A 15,184-nucleotide genomic window follows, 5' to 3' on the forward strand; every position below is an offset into this window, starting at 1 on the left:
GACGCTCCTACGGTCGAAGACCACGAAGACCCCGGCGACCGCGCGAACGGTCCCGGGGCGTGGTCGACGCTGCGAAGGAGCGCCAACACCGTGAACGCTACACACCGTTTGCCCCTCGGCGAAGAGCAGGACGGCGAAAGGCCGGCCGCCTACGAACCCCGGCTCGGCGACACCGTCGAGGACACCGAGAGGAACAAGTGCGGCAAGGTCGCGGGCTTCGTCGGCCCGTACATCCAGCTGCGCCCCATCGGGGGCGGCATCGAGTGGGATGCGCGGCCCGAGCGGCTGCAACCGGTCCCCGCTGGAACGGCCCTGAGCGAGGGCGTCTCCGTGGCCAACGCGCGCTCGCGGGGCGAGTGCCCGTGACCGTGGCCGAGGCTCCGCCTCTGTCTCCGGAGTGCACGCTGGCCCGCGAGCCCGGCTACGGCGCCGCGCACGAGGAGTGCCGCCGGACCGACGACATCCCGCTGCCCCACGGCGGCGGAATCCTGCTGCAGCGCCGCTGCGGGTGCGCCTGCCACCGGCAGGCTCCACCGGAGCCGTGACGAACCCTGTCCACGCCTTGGTGCCGGCGTGGACACTGCACTGACGCACCCCCACGGCGACCGCCGGGTCAGGGTCGCGAACCGCACAGACCCCCCTTCCTGCTGGGACCGCAAGACCGGCGGGAAGGGGCCGAGCCTGCCCGCCGGGATTCCCGCAAGAGTCCCGGCGGGCGGGCGCACACACCGGCCCCCGTCCGTCTGACCCCCCTTTGCAGATGGGCGGGGGCCTCGCCGTGCCGGAGCGCTACACCGAGCCGGTGATCCTCGACCTGATCGTGCCGAAGAACCTCGCTCGCCGGCAGCTCAACCCAGGGCAGCGCGCGCTGATGGCGCTGGAGTATGAGCGGTTCTACGCCGCGGCGCAGCACAAGGGGCGGCCTAAGGATGACGGTTCCGAGGCGGCGCGGTCACGGAACGCAGAGGAAACGTGCGCAGATCTGCGCACGACCGGGGAACGGGTCGAACCGCAGGCCCGACGCGAGCAGCGCTCCGACGAACGCGCCGTGAGGGTGGTTGGTTCTTCCGGTCGAGCAGTCCAGCAGGCCAAGGCCGTGCAGCGTGACGCGCCCGACCTTGCCGACGAGGTGCGCCGCGGCGAACTCGCCCTCGACCGAGCCGAGCCCGGCGCGCGCCACGGGACAGCACTGCGCCGCCCGGACTCACGCAAGATGAGCCGGGCGGCACGGTTGTCTCGTCAGACGGCGTGCAGGCCGTGACGGTCCCGAGGCGCACCCCGGCCGCGCTCTGCCGACCGGCCGCCGTCGACGCCCCGCAGCGCGGGCCGCTCCTGGACGGCTTCCGGCCGGTAGTCGTCGGCGGGCACGATTCCCGAGGCGACCGCCAAGGCGTGCGCGTCCCGCCTCACACGCTCCTGTCGCGTCGCCGGTTCGCCTTTTACCGCGGTGTCGAGCTGCCGCAGGGCGCGGAACAGCAGCAGCCGTGCGTCCTGCTCGCGCGCCAGAGCGTCGGCCAACTGCTGCTCGACGACCGCGAGGCGCTCTTCAGCGCTGGAGGCCGCCTCGGCGCGGGTGTCGTAGACGCTGGCCGGGCGCTGAGCGAGTAGCTGAATGGGGGTACGGGCCTGCATGGGCCTGGCTCCCTGTCACTGAGGGGTCTGGATCAAGACGCCGTTCGGTGGTTGCCCCCACCGGCGGCGCCGCTGTGATCCGGAGGCTGTGCTGCCCCGGCGGATACCGCTCCTTCTCTCGCGCGTGAGAGATGAAGATCGGGTCTCCTCCGAGGTACGTCACCGTGACGTCGTGCTCCATGTGCGCGCCCAACAGAAAAGACCCCTCATAGAATCTGTCGACGCACACCGTCCAGGTCCGCTCCTTCCGCGCGCCCTCCCCGATCGGCGCCGGAAGCTCCTCCTGCGACTCCACGGTCCCCCAGTCGACCCCGAGCGCCCCGATGATGTGCGTCCCGAGGGTCACGGTGCCCGAACGCACGGGGCTGCCCCCGGGGTTGTGAAAGCGCACGGTCACCTCCTCGCACCAGCGCTTCTCCCCTTCCGCCCGCTCCGGCGCGGACCAGGAGAGGCCGGCGGGGGACGGCTTGCCGGGGGTGGTGGAGGGCGGCGCACTGGGGGCCGCGGAGGTCGTACGGCCGGCCGGGGCCGAACTCGCGGGCGTGCGCCCGGCCTTGGCGCCCCCGCTCGACGGCACCGGCCTCGCGGCGTCGCTCGTACGGCCGGTCGGGCTTGCCGAAGTGCCGCTGTCGGCGGCCGAGTTCGTCGCGTCCGGGGTCGCCGTGTCCAGCGGTACCAGCGTCACCTCCCCCGTCGGCCCCGCCGTAGGACGGGCCGTGGTACCCGGCGCCCCCACGGCCGTATAGCCGTCTCCGCCGCCGGAGCCCCCGCACGCGGCCAGCAGGCCGACCAGGCACACGACGGCCGCCGAGGCGCCGATCAGGGCGCCCTGGCGGCCATGTGTCCATGCCGTCGCCCGAAGCATCGCGCCATGGTGGCTGACGCTTCGTCAGAAGGGAAGGGTTCAGTCGGAGATGAGGCCCTCGCGCAGCTGCGCCAGCGTGCGGGTCAGCAGCCGGGAGACGTGCATCTGGGAGATGCCGACCTCCTCGCCGATCTGCGACTGGGTCATGTTGGCGAAGAACCGCAGCATGATGATCCGGCGCTCCCGCGGCGGGAGCTTGGCCAGCAGCGGCTTGAGGGACTCGCGGTACTCCACGCCCTCCAGCGCCGTGTCCTCGTAGCCGAGCCGGTCGGCCAGCGAGCCCTCGCCGCCGTCGTCCTCGGGCGCCGGGGAGTCCAGCGAGGAGGCCGTGTAGGCGTTGCCGACCGCCAGGCCGTCGACCACGTCCTCCTCGGACACGCCCAGTACCGCGGCGAGTTCGGTGACCGTCGGGGAGCGGTCCAGCTTCTGGGACAGCTCGTCGCTGGCCTTGGTCAGTGCCAGCCGCAGCTCCTGGAGCCGGCGCGGCACGCGCACCGACCACGAGGTGTCCCGGAAGAACCGCTTGATCTCGCCGACCACGGTCGGCATCGCGAACGTCGGGAACTCCACGCCCCGTTCGCAGTCGAACCGGTCGATCGCCTTGATCAGCCCGATCGTTCCGACCTGGACGATGTCCTCCATCGGCTCGTTGCGGGACCGGAACCGGGCCGCGGCGTACCTGACGAGCGGGAGGTTGAGCTCGATCAGGGTGTCACGGACGTACGCGCGCTCGGGGCTGTTCTCGTCCAGCGCGGCGAGCCGCAGGAACAGGGAGCGGGACAGGGTGCGAGTGTCGATCGCCCCGGAGGTGGGGAGAGCCGGGGCCGGTGCGGCCTCGGCCTCGACAAGGGCCGTTACGTCGTCGTCGAGCGCGGGCGCAGCCTCGCTCTTGGTGAGCGTGAGCACCTTCGAGCTGCCCTGGTCTGCGGACATGCCACCCCCTTTGGGTCGCGGGACGGTCGCGGCGAACGCTCCCACTGGAGAACGCAGCCTTCACCTGAATACCGGAGCCGAAGCCACGGCAAACGCGCTTCCGGAAGAATGTCACATGTCGGCAACACGCTGTAGTGACATGTCGACATGTAAGACGTGAATCCGCCCTGGAAACAAGGGGTCTGACGCTATTTCGACAGGAAAATGTCGGCAACGGCGCAGGTGAGCGATTCGCTCTCCCCGGTGATAGTTCGCTCGGGCATTCGAGCGAGGCTCCGTCAGGCGTCGATCCGGTTCGCCGACCGCAACCGCTGGAAGCTACGCGCGAGTAGCCGCGATACGTGCATCTGGGAGACGCCGAGTTCGGCACTGATCTGCGACTGGGTGAGGTTGCTGTAGTAGCGCAGCAGCAGAATTCGCTGTTCCCGCTCGGGGAGTTGGACCAGCAGATGCCGGACCAGGTCGCGGTGCTCCACACCGTCCAGCGCGGGGTCCTCGTAGCCGAGCCGGTCCAGCAGTCCGGGCAGTCCGTCGCCCTCCTGGGCGGCCTCCAGCGAGGTGGCGTGGTACGACCGCCCCGCCTCGATGCAGGACAGCACCTCGTCCTCGCTGATGCGCAGCCGCGCGGCGATCTCGGCGGTGCTGGGGGAGCGCCCGAAGGCCGTGGTCAGGTCCTCGGTGGCGCTGTTGACCTGCACCCACAGCTCGTGCAGCCGGCGCGGTACGTGGACGGTGCGGACGTTGTCCCGGAAGTACCGCTTGATCTCGCCGACGACCGTGGGCATCGCGAAGGTCGGGAACTGCACCCCGCGGTCCGGGTCGAAGCGGTCGATGGCGTTGATCAGACCGATGGTGCCGACCTGGACCACGTCCTCCATCGGCTCGTTGCGGGAGCGGAAACGGGCGGCCGCGTAGCGCACGAGCGGGAGATTCGCCTCGATCAGCGCCCCGCGCACCCGGTTGTGCTCCGGCGTACCCGGCCGGAGTTGCTTGAGCTGGGCGAACAGCACCTGGGTGAGCGCGCGGGTGTCGGCACCGCGACTGCGCGGGGCGGGCTCGGGAGCTGGGGGCGGGGCGGCATCCGCGGATGCCTCCGGGGCTGCTTCCGGGGTCGCTTCCTGGAGAGGCGCAGTACTGGCCGGCACGGTCAACTCCACCTCTTGATCCATCAACTCATCCGTCAAAAGCGGTCATAGCATCACAAGACATGTGCACTGTGTGCAAGCACCGCATAACACCGTGTTGAGGGATGAGTGAGGGCAAAAATGTGCGAACACATGAAAAAACCCTCCGTCGCAACGACGGAGGGCTGCGGGCCGACTGCGATAGGGCGGCTACGGCGGCTCAGTACTCGTAGTCCGCGATCACCCAGGTCGCGAACTCCTTCCAGAGGGCCACGCCCGCCTGGTGCTCGGGGTGCTCGACGTACCGGCGCAGCGCGTCCACGTCGTCGAAGCCGGAGTTGATCGCGAAGTCGTAGGCGATGGGGCGGTCGCTGAGGTTCCAGCCCAGCTCCCAGAAGCGGATCTCGGAGATCTTCTCCGGCAGCGCCCGGAACGCCTCCTCGCCCGCCACGACGCGTGGGTCGTCGCGCTTGACGCCCTCGTTGAGCTTGAACAGGACGAGGTGGCGGATCATGAGTCTCCTCCGTTGGCGATCCACGTCGCGAAGTCGCCGAGCGCCTTGGCGGCGTCCGATATGCCCTCGAACCCTATCTGGACATAGTCGGCGGCCTTGGCCGGGTCCGTGATGATCACATAGAGCACGAAGACCACGAGCACATAGACGGCGAGCTTCTTCGAATTCACCGCCACCGCGGCCTCCCTGCCCTTGTCGCCCAGAACGGGCCCCCTGTTGACGGCGGTGAGTGTAACCGCCGACCCTCCCCGGACGATCAACCCCCGCACGCACGAAGGGCCCCGTCTCGCGACGAGGCCCTTCACAAGCGGTAGCGGAGGGATTTGAACCCTCGGTGACTTGCGCCACACTCACGACCACGTCATGACCGGCATCGACCGCCTGCCCACCGTCGCGATCCTCGACCGGCTCAACGCCCTCGACGACGCCCCATGGGCCGACCTGCACGGCAAGCCGCTGGACAACCGGCGCCTGTCGAAGATGCTCGCGGAGTACATGACGGCCGACAACGAGCCGATCACCTCCCGCAACATCAAGACCGCCGGGAGCGTCCTCAAGGGCTACTACGCCGCCGATCTGGCCGACGCGTGGGCCCGCTACTGCCCCCCACCCCCGAAAAGTCCGCTACCTCCGCTACCGGGCACCGAAAGCCTGCTCTGACCAGCCACAACGCGGTAGCGGCAACCACCTGCGGTTGCCGCTACCGCCCCGCTACCCATCCGCTACCGCTACCCCCTCCCGCTACCCCGAACAGGCCCCTGACCTGCGCGGTAGCGGAGGTAGCGGAAGTAGCGGACCTCAGAAGCGGCCCCCGACAGGGCCCGCTCCGAATCCCACCCGTGAGACGAAGGAGCGTCACCGCATGGACACGGCTCACCTCGCCGACTCCATCAACCCGACCCTCGTACTGCTGACCGTTGAAGAGGCCGCCCGGCGGCTCCGTATCGGTCGCACCCTGTGCTACCGGCTCATCGGCTCCGGAGAGCTGGAGTCCGTCTCAGTCGGGCGGCTCCGCCGCGTCCCCGCCGAAGCCGTGACCGACTACGTGGCTCGCCTTCGCGCGGCCCATCGTGCCCCCCTCGCTGCCGCCCCCATGGCCGACGCTGCCTGAGAGGACTCCGTGGAAGAGAAGAAGAAGCGCACTCGACAGCCGAACGGCCGTTCGTCGATCTATCTGGGCAAGGACGGCAAGTGGCACGGTCGGGTCACCGTCGGCGTACGCGACGACGGCAAGCCCGACCGGCGGCACGTTGAGCGGAAGACCAAGCCCGACGTGGTCGCGGCCGTGAAGGAGCTGGAGCGGATGCGCGACGCCGGTACGGTACGCAAGCCGGGCAAGCCCTGGACGGTCAAGGCGTGGCTGACGCACTGGATCGACAACATCGCATCGCTCGCCGTCAACGAGAACACCATGGTTGGGTACGGCGTCGCCGTGCGGAAGCACCTGATCCTCGGTCTCGGTGCCCACCGGCTCGACCGGCTGAAGCCGGAGCACATCGAGACCTTCTACGCCAAGATGCAGGCGAACGGCAGCAGGCCCGCGACCGCCCACCAGGCGCACCGCACCTTCCGGACCGCGCTCAACGAAGCGGTACGGCGCGGCCATCTCACGCAAAACCCCGTGGTGCTCGCAAAGGCGCCGCGCGTGAGCGAGGAGGAGATCGAGCCGTACACCGTGGAAGAGGTGCAGCGCCTGCTGCGTGCTGCCGCTCGCCGACGGAACTCCGCGCGGTGGGCCGTGGCGCTCGCCCTGGGGCTTCGTCAGGGTGAGGCACTGGGACTGAAGTGGTCGGATGTCGACTTGGACAACGGCGTCTTACTGGTACGCAGGAGTCGCCGACGCCCGCGCTACGCGCACGGGTGTGGGGACACCTGTGGCCGCAAGGCCGGGTACTGCCCGCAGCGCCAGCGGACGAACCCGGAGACCGCCGACACGAAGTCCCGCGCAGGGCGCCGCGCCGTGGGGCTTCCTCCACAGCTTGTGGACATGCTGCGAGCGCACGAGCGGCAGCAGCAGGCGGAGCGCGCGGCGGCTGGAGACAAGTGGACGGACGAAGGCTGGCTGTTCGCCACCGAGACCGGTCGCGGCACGTCGCCCCGCACTGATTACGACGACTGGAAGGAGCTGCTGAAGTCCGCGAAGGTGCGGGACGGTCGTCTGCACGATGCCCGTCACACGGCGGCCACGGTCCTGCTCATCCTCGGCGTGTCTGAGCGGGCCGTCATGGGCCTCATGGGGTGGTCGACGACGGCGATGGCAGCGCGGTATCAGCACATGGTCGACACGGTCCGCCGTGACATTGCGCGTCAAGTCGACGGGCTCATTTGGAAGCCGAACGACGATGACGACGGCGCCGCTGGGGCGCTCGTACGGGCCAACTGAGACGGAAACTGAGACGGAGATGCGCGAAGGGTCCGGTTCGAGGAACCGGACCCTTCGTCTACCTGCGGTAGCGGAGGGATTTGAACCCTCGGTGACTTGCGCCACACTCGCTTTCGAGGCGAGCTCCTTCGGCCGCTCGGACACGCTACCGAGGGAGACCTTACAGCACGGGGGCCCGTGCTCAGAAATCGGTATTCATCGGTTCCGGAAGAAGTCCGTGAGCAGTGCGGCGCAGTCCTCGGCCAGTACGCCCTCGATGACCTCGGGGCGGTGGTTGAGGCGGCGGTCGCGGACGACGTCCCAGAGGGAACCGGCGGCGCCGGCCTTGTCGTCGCGGGCGCCGTAGACGACCCGGTCCACCCGGGACTGCACCAGCGCGCCCGCGCACATGGTGCACGGCTCCAGCGTGACGACCAGCGTGCAGCCCGTCAGCCGCCACTCGCCGAGCTGCGCGGCGGCCCGGCGGATCGCCAGGACCTCCGCGTGCGCGGTCGGGTCGCCGGTGGCCTCGCGCTCGTTGTGACCGGCCCCGAGCACCGTCGTACCGTCCGGGGACAGCACGACGGCGCCGACGGGCACGTCCCCGCCCCGGACGGCCAGTGCGGCCTGGTCCAGGGCGAGGCGCATGGCGGCCCGCCAGCGGTCGCGTACCGGGTCGGAGGGACCCGCGGGTTCGGTCGGGGTCAGCGGACGGTCTCCAGGACCTCCGCGGCGCCCAGGGCCTCGGCGATGGCCCCCAGCGCGTCATCGGCGTCCAGGGCCTTCAGCTCCTTCTCGGTGACGCCCAGGTCGTCGAGGATCTCGCTGTCGCCGACGGGAGCGTGCGGGACCGCCTCGGAGGCGGGGCCGTCCTCGTCGTCGGAGTCGCCGTCCGGCTCCTCCGTACCGTCGAGGTCGAGGGAGTCCAGGTCGGCGCCGTCGTCGCCGGGCTCCCTCCCGAGCAGTTCGTCGGTGAGCAGGATCTCGCCGTAACTGCTGCGGGCAGCGGCGGCGGCGTCCGAGACGTAGATACGAGGGTCGTCCTCGCCGTCGATCCGGACGACGCCGAACCAGGCGTCCTCCTGCTCGATCAGCACCAGCACCGTGTCGTCCTCGGGGGAGGCTTCACGGGCCAGGTCGGCCAGATCCGACAGGGTCTCCACATCGTCGAGCTCTGTGTCGCTCGCTTCCCACCCGTCTTCGGTGCGCGCGAGCAGTGCGGCGAAGTACACCGTGACTCTCCCACTGGTCATAGGCGTGCCGGTTGGGGGTCCCCCCGGCGGAGGTTGCGGGCGGGAGGAGCGGGCTCCGAGCCCCACCCACTCGGAATCGTGGCAGAAACAAGGCGTTCAGGGGACGTCTTCGGCTCCCTGTGTCCGCCCGTTTTGATCGTCCACCAGCGGGATCGTACGCGGACCGCGGCACGCTCCACGCACCAGGCGGCCCAACTGCGGGCGGAGCGGGGCCGAATGCCCTACCAGCGAAACGTGCGCATGCGCATGGCGTGGCGCAGCCGCGCGGCCTTGGCGCGGCGGGGCTGCACCCGTTCGCGCAGCTCCCTGGCCTCGGCCAGTTCCCGCAGGAACAGGGCGCGGCGGCGTCGGCGTTCCGCGTCGGTCTCCGGCGGCGCGGGGTCCTCCAGGAACTCACTGTCAGGCATATGCACACCCCCAGTACGTCCCTCCCACTTTCCCTCTGATGGGCGGTTTGATGCCAGCGCGAGGTGTGTCCCGGCACGGTTACTGTTAGGGACATGCGTCTCCACGTCGTCGACCACCCGCTGGTCGCCCACAAGCTCACCACGCTGCGCGACCAGCGCACCGACTCCGCGACGTTCCGGCGGCTGGCCGACGAGCTGGTCACCCTGCTCGCCTACGAGGCCACGCGGGACGTCCGCACCGAACAGGTCGACATCCAGACCCCGGTCGAGCGGACCACCGGCGTCAAGCTGTCCCACCCCCGTCCGCTGGTCGTGCCGATCCTGCGGGCCGGGCTCGGGATGCTGGAGGGCATGGTCCGGCTGCTGCCCACCGCCGAGGTCGGCTTCATGGGCATGATCCGCGACGAGGAGACGCTCCAGGCGTCCACCTACGCCACCCGCATGCCGGAGGACCTCTCCGGGCGGCAGGTCTACGTCCTGGACCCGATGCTGGCCACCGGCGGCACCCTGGTCGCGGCCATCCAGGAGCTGATCAAGCGCGGCGCGGACGATGTGACGGCCGTGGTGCTGCTCGCCGCGCCCGAGGGCGTGGAGGTCATGGAGCGGGAGCTGGCGGGCACGCCGGTCACCGTGGTCACGGCCTCGGTGGACGAGCGGCTCAACGAGCACGGCTACATCGTGCCGGGCCTCGGCGACGCGGGTGACCGGATGTACGGGGCGGCCGAATAGGCCCCTCGGGTTCTCTGCGGACTTCGGTTCTCAGCAGGACTTCTTCGACGCGGCGGGCGTCGGCTCGGGCTTGGCCAGTGCGGCCAGGGCCTTGTCGGCGTCCGCCTTCGTCGTGAGCTTCTTGAAGCCGCTGCCGATGATCAGGTCGACCTCCTCGCCCTTGCGGCCGGGGTCGGTACGGCGCTCGGCGCCGGTGAGCTGGGTGGCCAGCACCGGGAGCGAGGTGTCGAGGGCCGAGGGCGGGCCGAGCAGGACGCCGGCGCCCTTGACCTTCTTGTCGTACTCCTTGGTGGCGTTGCCCACCTCGCCGATCTTGAAGCCGCGCTTCTCCAGCTCGTCCGCGGTCTTCTTGGCGAGGCCGCTGACGGGCGTGGCGTTCAGCACGTTGACGGTGATCCGGCCGGGCTTGGGCAGGGCGGCGGCGCGCACCGTGGGCGAGGGGCTGACCTTGGTCCCGCAGTCCGCCTTGGGACCGGCCGCCGAGGCCTTGCCGCCGTCGCCGGTGAAGACGTCGATGAGCTGGAGCGTGCCCCAGCCGAGCACGCCGAGCACGGTCACGGAGGCGACCGTCATCAGCACGAGCCTGCCGCGCCGCCGGGGTCGGCGCATTCGCGGGTATTTGTCCCCCGTGATCCGGTACTGGCCGCCCATGCCGGGGGGAGTCAGCATGCTCATGGGCGCAGCGTAGTGCGCCGGGGCGATGATGCCTACTAGATGATCATTCGAGACCGGTCAGGAGAACCCGAAAGGGCCAAACCTTCACCGGGGGAGCACGTGACGAGCCGGTTCTAGTCCAGCTCAAGCACGCGTGCGTGCAGCACCTGGCGCTGCTGGAGCGCCGCGCGGACCGCCCGGTGCAGACCGTCCTCCAGGTACAGATCGCCCTGCCACTTCACCACGTGGGCGAAGAGGTCGCCGTAGAACGTGGAGTCCTCGGCGAGGAGGGTTTCCAGGTCGAGCTGCCCCTTGGTCGTCACGAGCTGATCGAGGCGGACCGGGCGCGGTGCGACGTCCGCCCACTGCCGGGTGCTCTCCCGGCCGTGGTCGGGGTACGGCCGGCCGTTTCCGATGCGCTTGAAGATCACACGGAAAGCCTACCGGTCCCGACGTTCCGGGCGCAGCCATGGCGCCGGAGTGCGACGCTGGAAAAACGTCTGCATACCGGGTCGAATCGGAACAGGTGCCTGAGATGAGTGACCGCGAAACCATGCCCTCGGCCGCCGCTCCGGAGAAGCCCGGCAGCGCCCCGGCCCTCCCCGCGCCGGCTCTGGAGATCGCCTCCGGATACGCCTTCACCGGTCCCGCCCTGGACCTCGGCGCCCTGATGTGGGACGGCAAGTGCCTGGCCGACGCGCAGATCCGGGTGCCGCTGCCGATGCTCAACCGGCACGGCCTGGTGGCCGGCGCCACCGGAACCGGCAAGACCAAGACGCTCCAGCTGATCGCCGAACAGCTCTCGGCACAGGGCGTGCCCGTCTTCCTCGCCGACATCAAGGGCGACCTCTCCGGGATCTCGGCGCCGGGAAAGCCGGGTGAGAAAATCTCCGGGCGCGCCGCCGAGGTGCACCAGGAGTGGACGCCGACCGGCTTCCCCGCGGAGTTCTACGCCCTCGGCGGACTCGGCCACGGCATCCCGGTCCGGGCCACGATCACCAGCTTCGGACCCGTACTGCTGGCCAAGGTCCTCCAGCTGAACCAGACCCAGGAGCAGTCCCTCGGCCTGATCTTCCACTACGCCGACACCAAGGGCCTGGAGCTGGTCGATCTCAAGGACCTGCGGGCGGTGGTCGCCTTCCTCACCTCCGACGAGGGCAAGGCGGAACTGAAGAACATCGGCGGCCTGTCCACGGCGACGGCGGGCGTCATCCTGCGCTCCCTGACGGCCTTCGAGGCGCAGGGAATGGGCGACTTCTTCGGCGAGCCGGAGTTCGACACGGCGGAGTTCCTGCGGACGGCGCAGGACGGGCGGGGCATGGTCTCGGTCCTGGAACTGGCTGCGGTCCAGGACAAGCCGCAGCTCTTCTCGACGTTCCTGATGTGGCTGCTCGCCGATCTCTTCCACGACCTGCCCGAGGTCGGCGACGCCGACAAGCCGAAGCTGGTGTTCTTCTTCGACGAGGCGCACCTGCTCTTCAACGACGCGTCCAAGGCGTTCCTGGACTCCATCACGCAGACCGTGCGCCTCATTCGCTCGAAAGGGGTCGGCGTCTTCTTCGTCACACAGACCCCGAAGGACGTACCCGCCGACGTCCTCGCCCAGTTGGGCAACCGCGTCCAGCACGCGCTGCGCGCCTTCACCCCGGACGACCAGAAGGCCCTGAAGGCCACGGTGAAGACCTTCCCCAACTCCGGCTACGACCTGGAGGAACTCCTCACCGGCCTCGGCACCGGCGAAGCCGTGGTCACGGTCCTGAGCGAGAAGGGCGCCCCGACCCCGGTGGCGGCCACCCGCCTGCGGGCCCCCGAGTCCCTGATGGCCCCCGTCGAGGCGACGGCCCTCCAGCAGGCGGTGACGTCGTCACCCCTGTACGACCGTTACGCACAGGCTGTGGACAGGGAATCGGCGTACGAGAAACTCCAGCGCCCACAGGCGGGCAAGGGCCCGGACGAGGTCAGGGGCAAGGGCCCGGACGAGGTCCGACCGGAGCCGAAGCGGGCCGAGCAGCGCCGCCGCCCGAAGCAGGAGGAGGACCGCTCGATGGCGGAGCAGGTCATGGGCAGCGGCATGTTCAAGTCCCTGGCCCGCTCCATCGGCACCCAGATCGGCCGCGAAATCACCCGCTCGGTCTTCGGCACGGCCCGACGGAGGCGGTAGACCCGCTTCCGCCGGGCGGTTCAGCGGCTTTCTAGGAGAAGAAGTCGCGCGGGTCGGCGCCACCGGTGCAGATGTACTCCGAGTGGGTGAACCCGTAGTGCGTGGTCGAGTTGCTGGAGGAGCCGCCCGACCGGATCGTCGCGGCTTCGAGCCAGAGCGAGCCGGACCTCTCCCAGAGCGTCGCCTTGAACGGGAGGTTGTTCACGTAGGAGCTGATGCCGTTCCACGGATACGTGAGGCCGTATTCGATGAGCTCCCAGCAGTCGAAGGTCCTCGTGGTTTCGAGAGCCATGGTCCGGAAGTTCGTGCTGCGGTAAAGGCACAGCTGGTCGGAGTCACACCCTCCTACTGCCGAGGCGGGTGTCGCGGTCGCCGCGAGCCCGCTCACCGCCAGTCCACCGGCAAGCGCCATCGACGCCAACTTGCGCTGCAGGTTCACTGACAGCTCCCTCGGATTCGGGCGACAGGTTTCGACACCCGAGTCTTTCGGCGGGGAGCCGTTCTTTCCACGCTCTGGGAGTGCAGATATACGGGGCGTGGCGGAGGCGGCGGGTCCGCCTCCGCCGGAGGCTCAGCGACTGGCGCCCTCGGAGGGCTTCTTGCTCTGCTCGACCGGCTGCGGCCTCGACGCGCTGCGGGCGGCTTCGGCGCGCAGCAGGGCGCGCAGGACGGCGTAGGGGTCTGTGGGCATGGGGGTGCTCCTTCGACGTGCTGATGGAGGGACGCGGGTGGACCGGTTCCATCAGCAGCGAAGGATCACCGAGCGCTGGCCGGGCGGGGTGTGGGGGCGCGGGGACGGAAGTGCCGTTCGAGGGCGCGGCGCGGGGCGCGGGCGTGCGGCGGGGGCGGGGGCCGGGGAAGAGACTCGGCGGACCGCCGCCGGGCGTACCGCCGCGTCCAGGACGTCGTACTCGACGACCTCCACCACCGGCACCCCGGCCGGTGCCGCCGGTACGGCGAGGGCGAGCAGCAGAACGAACGCCCGCAGCCAGGCTCGGCTGCGCGAAAGGCGACGTGCGGTGCTCACGCATGTCGTGTCCCCGGCGCACCCGCCGACTCCTTCGCGCGGCACCGAGATCCGCCCGCACGGCGTACGGACAGCGTGGAGTTCTGCCTAGGGAGGCGTCGGGAACTGCGCGACTCGGCCCGCCCTACTTGGCGGAGCGCTTCGCCGCCTTCATTTCCTGCTTGTACGCCCGTACCTTCCCCAGTGACTCCGCCCCGGTGATGTCCGCCACCGACCGGTAGGACCCGGCCTCGCCGTACGCGCCCGCCGCTTCCCGCCACCCCTTCGGGGTCACCCCGAGCTGCTTGCCCAGCAGGGCGAGGAAGATCTGGGCCTTCTGCTTGCCGAAGCCGGGGAGTTCCTCCAGGCGGCGGAGCAGTTCCCGGCCGTCGGACACGCCCTTCCAGACCAGCTCGGCGTTGCCGTCGTAGTGCTCGACCAGGTACTGGCACAGTTGCTGGATGCGCTTGGCCATGGACCCCGGGTAGCGGTGCACCGCCGGTTTGTCCGACAGCAGGGCCGCGAAGGCCTCCGGGTCCTGCACGGCGATCTCGTGCGCGTCCAGATCCTCCGCGCCGAGCCGGTCCGCGATCGTACGGGGACCCTTGAACGCCCACTCCATCGGAACCTGCTGGTCCAGCAGCATCCCGACCAGCGCGGCGAGCGGACTGCGCCCGAGCAGCTCGTCGGCCTCGGGCTCCTGGGCGAGGTGAAGGGTGACGTCCATGGGTCGATGATCCCGCGTCCCGGCTCGGGTCGCTCGCCAGTACCTCCCGTACGTCCCGGCTCGGGTCGCGCGCCAGTACCTCCCGTACGTCCCGGCTCAGGTCGCGCGCCAGTACCCCAGCGCGTGCATCCGGTCCTTGGCGACGCCCAGCTCCTTGCGGGCGTAGGAGGACAGCGAGCGGGTGGTCACCGTGTCGCAGGCGATCCAGACGTACGGGTGCTCCGTGCCCTTCAGCAGGTCGGGCAGGCCCGTGCGGACCGCGTCGACGAGCCCGTGCCGTACGACCTCGTGCACCTCGTGCCGGGACCGGTCGCCGCGGAAGGGCAGCCCGTCGAGGCTTCCCTCGAACCAGATCGTCGCCGGGGCCGAGCCCAGCGCGTCCAGGAGGGAGTTCAGTGCGGGCAGGGACGCCGGGTCCGCCATGGCGAAGACGTGCGACGGCTCGGGGCTCGGGTGCTGGAAGCCGGTGCCCTGGACGGTCGCCTCGACCGTGGCCCCGGCCTTCGCCGAGCGCGCCCAGTCGCTGGCCACCCCCTCGTGCAGCGCGAACTCCAGGCTGAAGGTGCCCGCCTCGACGTCCGGGTCGACCAGCGTGTACGCCCGCTGGTGCGGCTTGCCGTTGTTCTCGAACCACAGCCGCACCCACATCGTCGGGTGGACCCCGGTGGCCGCGAGCATGCCGCCGTCGGTGAGGTGGAGCCGCCGGTAGTCGGGGGTGACGTCCTCCGCGCCCGTGACCGTGAACTCGAAGTCCTTGGCGCCCATCAGTTTCAGGACCGTCCCCTGCCAACCGTGCCCCTGCCCCATCGGCTCTTCA

General features: G+C 70.2%; 22 protein-coding genes, 1 tRNA gene and 1 pseudogene. 9 read left to right on the forward strand and 15 right to left on the reverse strand.

The features are described 5' to 3' along the window. Positions 1-90 precede the first annotated feature (90 nt). From GA0115233_RS16995 to GA0115233_RS17005, 3 genes are all read left to right on the forward strand, one after another. Positions 91-366, forward strand: a complete 276-nt coding sequence (locus GA0115233_RS16995) for a hypothetical protein (protein WP_369691369.1) — start codon at positions 91-93, stop codon at positions 364-366. After that, on the forward strand, positions 363-545 hold the full coding sequence (locus GA0115233_RS17000; protein ID WP_176711819.1) for a hypothetical protein: 183 nt from the start codon (positions 363-365) through the stop codon (positions 543-545). Before GA0115233_RS16995 ends, GA0115233_RS17000 begins: the two co-directional genes overlap by 4 nt. A 233-nt stretch (positions 546-778) precedes the next feature. Continuing rightward, entirely contained in the window at positions 779-1,261 is a 483-nt protein-coding gene (locus GA0115233_RS17005; RefSeq protein ID WP_141689524.1) for a hypothetical protein, read from the forward strand. On the opposite strand, the gene GA0115233_RS40625 is transcribed toward GA0115233_RS17005, so the two are convergent. Continuing rightward, positions 1,240-1,632 carry a hypothetical protein gene (locus GA0115233_RS40625; protein ID WP_141689525.1) on the reverse strand — a complete coding sequence of 131 codons (393 nt, stop codon included), beginning with the start codon at positions 1,630-1,632 and terminating at the stop codon, positions 1,240-1,242. The genes GA0115233_RS17005 and GA0115233_RS40625 overlap by 22 nt on opposite strands. Positions 1,633-2,099: 467 nt before the next feature. Here GA0115233_RS40625 and GA0115233_RS42370 point away from each other — a divergent pair, with 467 nt between their 5' ends. Continuing rightward, positions 2,100-2,378 (forward strand): hypothetical protein, encoded by a 279-nt coding sequence (locus GA0115233_RS42370; protein WP_176711820.1) that lies wholly within the window; start codon positions 2,100-2,102, stop codon positions 2,376-2,378. Between the two features lie 158 nt (positions 2,379-2,536). Here GA0115233_RS42370 and GA0115233_RS17020 read toward each other — a convergent pair whose 3' ends face one another. From GA0115233_RS17020 to GA0115233_RS17035, 4 genes are all read right to left on the reverse strand, one after another. Next, a complete protein-coding gene (locus GA0115233_RS17020) occupies positions 2,537-3,430 on the reverse strand; it encodes an RNA polymerase sigma factor SigF (protein ID WP_093721078.1) in 894 nt (297 codons plus the stop codon). 278 nt (positions 3,431-3,708) lie between these two features. After that, positions 3,709-4,599 (reverse strand): RNA polymerase sigma factor SigF, encoded by an 891-nt coding sequence (locus GA0115233_RS17025; RefSeq protein ID WP_176711821.1) that lies wholly within the window; start codon positions 4,597-4,599, stop codon positions 3,709-3,711. Positions 4,600-4,774: 175 nt separating this feature from the next. Continuing rightward, positions 4,775-5,068 carry a Dabb family protein gene (locus GA0115233_RS17030; protein ID WP_093721080.1) on the reverse strand — a complete coding sequence of 98 codons (294 nt, stop codon included), beginning with the start codon at positions 5,066-5,068 and terminating at the stop codon, positions 4,775-4,777. After that, entirely contained in the window at positions 5,065-5,244 is a 180-nt protein-coding gene (locus tag GA0115233_RS17035; RefSeq protein ID WP_093721081.1) for a hypothetical protein, read from the reverse strand. The genes GA0115233_RS17030 and GA0115233_RS17035 overlap by 4 nt, the downstream gene beginning before the upstream one ends. A 133-nt stretch (positions 5,245-5,377) precedes the next feature. Here GA0115233_RS17035 and GA0115233_RS17040 point away from each other — a divergent pair. From GA0115233_RS17040 to GA0115233_RS17050, 3 genes and pseudogenes are all read left to right on the forward strand, one after another. Then, positions 5,378-5,728, forward strand: a pseudogene (locus GA0115233_RS17040) (DUF3631 domain-containing protein); the annotation flags it as partial. 202 nt (positions 5,729-5,930) lie between these two features. Next, positions 5,931-6,179 (forward strand): excisionase family DNA-binding protein, encoded by a 249-nt coding sequence (locus GA0115233_RS17045; protein ID WP_093721082.1) that lies wholly within the window; start codon positions 5,931-5,933, stop codon positions 6,177-6,179. A 9-nt stretch (positions 6,180-6,188) separates the two neighbouring features. Beyond that, positions 6,189-7,451: a tyrosine-type recombinase/integrase gene (locus tag GA0115233_RS17050; protein ID WP_093721083.1), complete on the forward strand. Its 1,263-nt coding sequence runs from the start codon at positions 6,189-6,191 to the stop codon at positions 7,449-7,451. Positions 7,452-7,516: 65 nt separating this feature from the next. Here the strand turns inward: GA0115233_RS17050 and GA0115233_RS17055 are convergent. The 4 genes from GA0115233_RS17055 to GA0115233_RS17070 form a co-directional block, all read right to left on the reverse strand. Next, positions 7,517-7,601: transfer RNA gene (locus GA0115233_RS17055), tRNA-Ser, on the reverse strand. 45 nt (positions 7,602-7,646) lie between these two features. Further along, a complete protein-coding gene (tadA, locus tag GA0115233_RS17060; protein WP_255310238.1) occupies positions 7,647-8,078 on the reverse strand; it encodes a tRNA adenosine(34) deaminase TadA in 432 nt (143 codons plus the stop codon). A 56-nt stretch (positions 8,079-8,134) separates the two neighbouring features. Beyond that, entirely contained in the window at positions 8,135-8,662 is a 528-nt protein-coding gene (locus tag GA0115233_RS17065; protein WP_093721085.1) for a tRNA adenosine deaminase-associated protein, read from the reverse strand. A gap of 242 nt (positions 8,663-8,904) precedes the next feature. Next, positions 8,905-9,090 (reverse strand): hypothetical protein, encoded by a 186-nt coding sequence (locus GA0115233_RS17070; protein WP_093721086.1) that lies wholly within the window; start codon positions 9,088-9,090, stop codon positions 8,905-8,907. 93 nt (positions 9,091-9,183) lie between these two features. Between GA0115233_RS17070 and upp the strand changes: the two genes are divergently transcribed. Beyond that, complete coding sequence (gene upp / locus GA0115233_RS17075) at positions 9,184-9,819, forward strand: uracil phosphoribosyltransferase (protein WP_093721087.1); 636 nt, start codon at positions 9,184-9,186, stop codon at positions 9,817-9,819. A 30-nt stretch (positions 9,820-9,849) separates the two neighbouring features. On the opposite strand, the gene GA0115233_RS17080 is transcribed toward upp, so the two are convergent. Together GA0115233_RS17080 and GA0115233_RS17085 are read right to left on the reverse strand one after the other, a co-directional pair. Then, positions 9,850-10,470: a LytR C-terminal domain-containing protein gene (locus GA0115233_RS17080; protein WP_093721088.1), complete on the reverse strand. Its 621-nt coding sequence runs from the start codon at positions 10,468-10,470 to the stop codon at positions 9,850-9,852. Between the two features lie 137 nt (positions 10,471-10,607). Beyond that, positions 10,608-10,904, reverse strand: a complete 297-nt coding sequence (locus GA0115233_RS17085; RefSeq protein WP_003999914.1) for a type II toxin-antitoxin system VapB family antitoxin — start codon at positions 10,902-10,904, stop codon at positions 10,608-10,610. A 104-nt stretch (positions 10,905-11,008) separates the two neighbouring features. Here GA0115233_RS17085 and GA0115233_RS17090 point away from each other — a divergent pair, with 104 nt between their 5' ends. Further along, entirely contained in the window at positions 11,009-12,634 is a 1,626-nt protein-coding gene (locus GA0115233_RS17090; RefSeq protein ID WP_093721089.1) for a helicase HerA-like domain-containing protein, read from the forward strand. A 31-nt stretch (positions 12,635-12,665) separates the two neighbouring features. On the opposite strand, the gene GA0115233_RS17095 is transcribed toward GA0115233_RS17090, so the two are convergent. From GA0115233_RS17095 to GA0115233_RS17105, 4 genes are all read right to left on the reverse strand, one after another. Beyond that, a complete protein-coding gene (locus GA0115233_RS17095; RefSeq protein ID WP_093721090.1) occupies positions 12,666-12,926 on the reverse strand; it encodes a hypothetical protein in 261 nt (86 codons plus the stop codon). 450 nt (positions 12,927-13,376) lie between these two features. Continuing rightward, positions 13,377-13,661 carry a hypothetical protein gene (locus GA0115233_RS40630; RefSeq protein WP_141689526.1) on the reverse strand — a complete coding sequence of 95 codons (285 nt, stop codon included), beginning with the start codon at positions 13,659-13,661 and terminating at the stop codon, positions 13,377-13,379. A gap of 124 nt (positions 13,662-13,785) precedes the next feature. Then, positions 13,786-14,367, reverse strand: coding sequence for an HhH-GPD-type base excision DNA repair protein (locus tag GA0115233_RS17100; RefSeq protein ID WP_093721091.1), 582 nt, complete (start codon positions 14,365-14,367; stop codon positions 13,786-13,788). Between the two features lie 96 nt (positions 14,368-14,463). After that, a complete protein-coding gene (locus GA0115233_RS17105) occupies positions 14,464-15,174 on the reverse strand; it encodes a siderophore-interacting protein (protein ID WP_093721092.1) in 711 nt (236 codons plus the stop codon). Positions 15,175-15,184: the final 10 nt, after the last annotated feature.

The sequence above is a fragment of the Streptomyces sp. DI166 genome, from assembly GCF_900091315.1.
GTDB lineage: Bacteria > Actinomycetota > Actinomycetes > Streptomycetales > Streptomycetaceae > Streptomyces > Streptomyces fuscus.

Bases quoted from the DNA above. Each gene is read 5' to 3' on its own strand.
- GA0115233_RS40625 (WP_141689525.1), bottom strand. From the start codon at position 1,632: ATGCAGGCCCGTACCCCCATTCAGCTACTCGCTCAGCGCCCGGCCAGC.
- GA0115233_RS17105 (WP_093721092.1), bottom strand. From the start codon at position 15,174: ATGGGGCAGGGGCACGGTTGGCAGGGGACGGTCCTGAAACTGATGGGC.
- tadA (WP_255310238.1), bottom strand. From the start codon at position 8,078: ATGCGCCTCGCCCTGGACCAGGCCGCACTGGCCGTCCGGGGCGGGGAC.
- GA0115233_RS17090 (WP_093721089.1), top strand. From the start codon at position 11,009: ATGAGTGACCGCGAAACCATGCCCTCGGCCGCCGCTCCGGAGAAGCCC.
- upp (WP_093721087.1), top strand. From the start codon at position 9,184: ATGCGTCTCCACGTCGTCGACCACCCGCTGGTCGCCCACAAGCTCACC.
- GA0115233_RS17100 (WP_093721091.1), bottom strand. From the start codon at position 14,367: ATGGACGTCACCCTTCACCTCGCCCAGGAGCCCGAGGCCGACGAGCTG.
- GA0115233_RS17020 (WP_093721078.1), bottom strand. From the start codon at position 3,430: ATGTCCGCAGACCAGGGCAGCTCGAAGGTGCTCACGCTCACCAAGAGC.
- GA0115233_RS17095 (WP_093721090.1), bottom strand. From the start codon at position 12,926: ATGGCTCTCGAAACCACGAGGACCTTCGACTGCTGGGAGCTCATCGAA.
- GA0115233_RS17080 (WP_093721088.1), bottom strand. From the start codon at position 10,470: ATGGGCGGCCAGTACCGGATCACGGGGGACAAATACCCGCGAATGCGC.
- GA0115233_RS17070 (WP_093721086.1), bottom strand. From the start codon at position 9,090: ATGCCTGACAGTGAGTTCCTGGAGGACCCCGCGCCGCCGGAGACCGAC.
- GA0115233_RS17025 (WP_176711821.1), bottom strand. From the start codon at position 4,599: ATGGATCAAGAGGTGGAGTTGACCGTGCCGGCCAGTACTGCGCCTCTC.
- GA0115233_RS17030 (WP_093721080.1), bottom strand. From the start codon at position 5,068: ATGATCCGCCACCTCGTCCTGTTCAAGCTCAACGAGGGCGTCAAGCGC.
- GA0115233_RS17045 (WP_093721082.1), top strand. From the start codon at position 5,931: ATGGACACGGCTCACCTCGCCGACTCCATCAACCCGACCCTCGTACTG.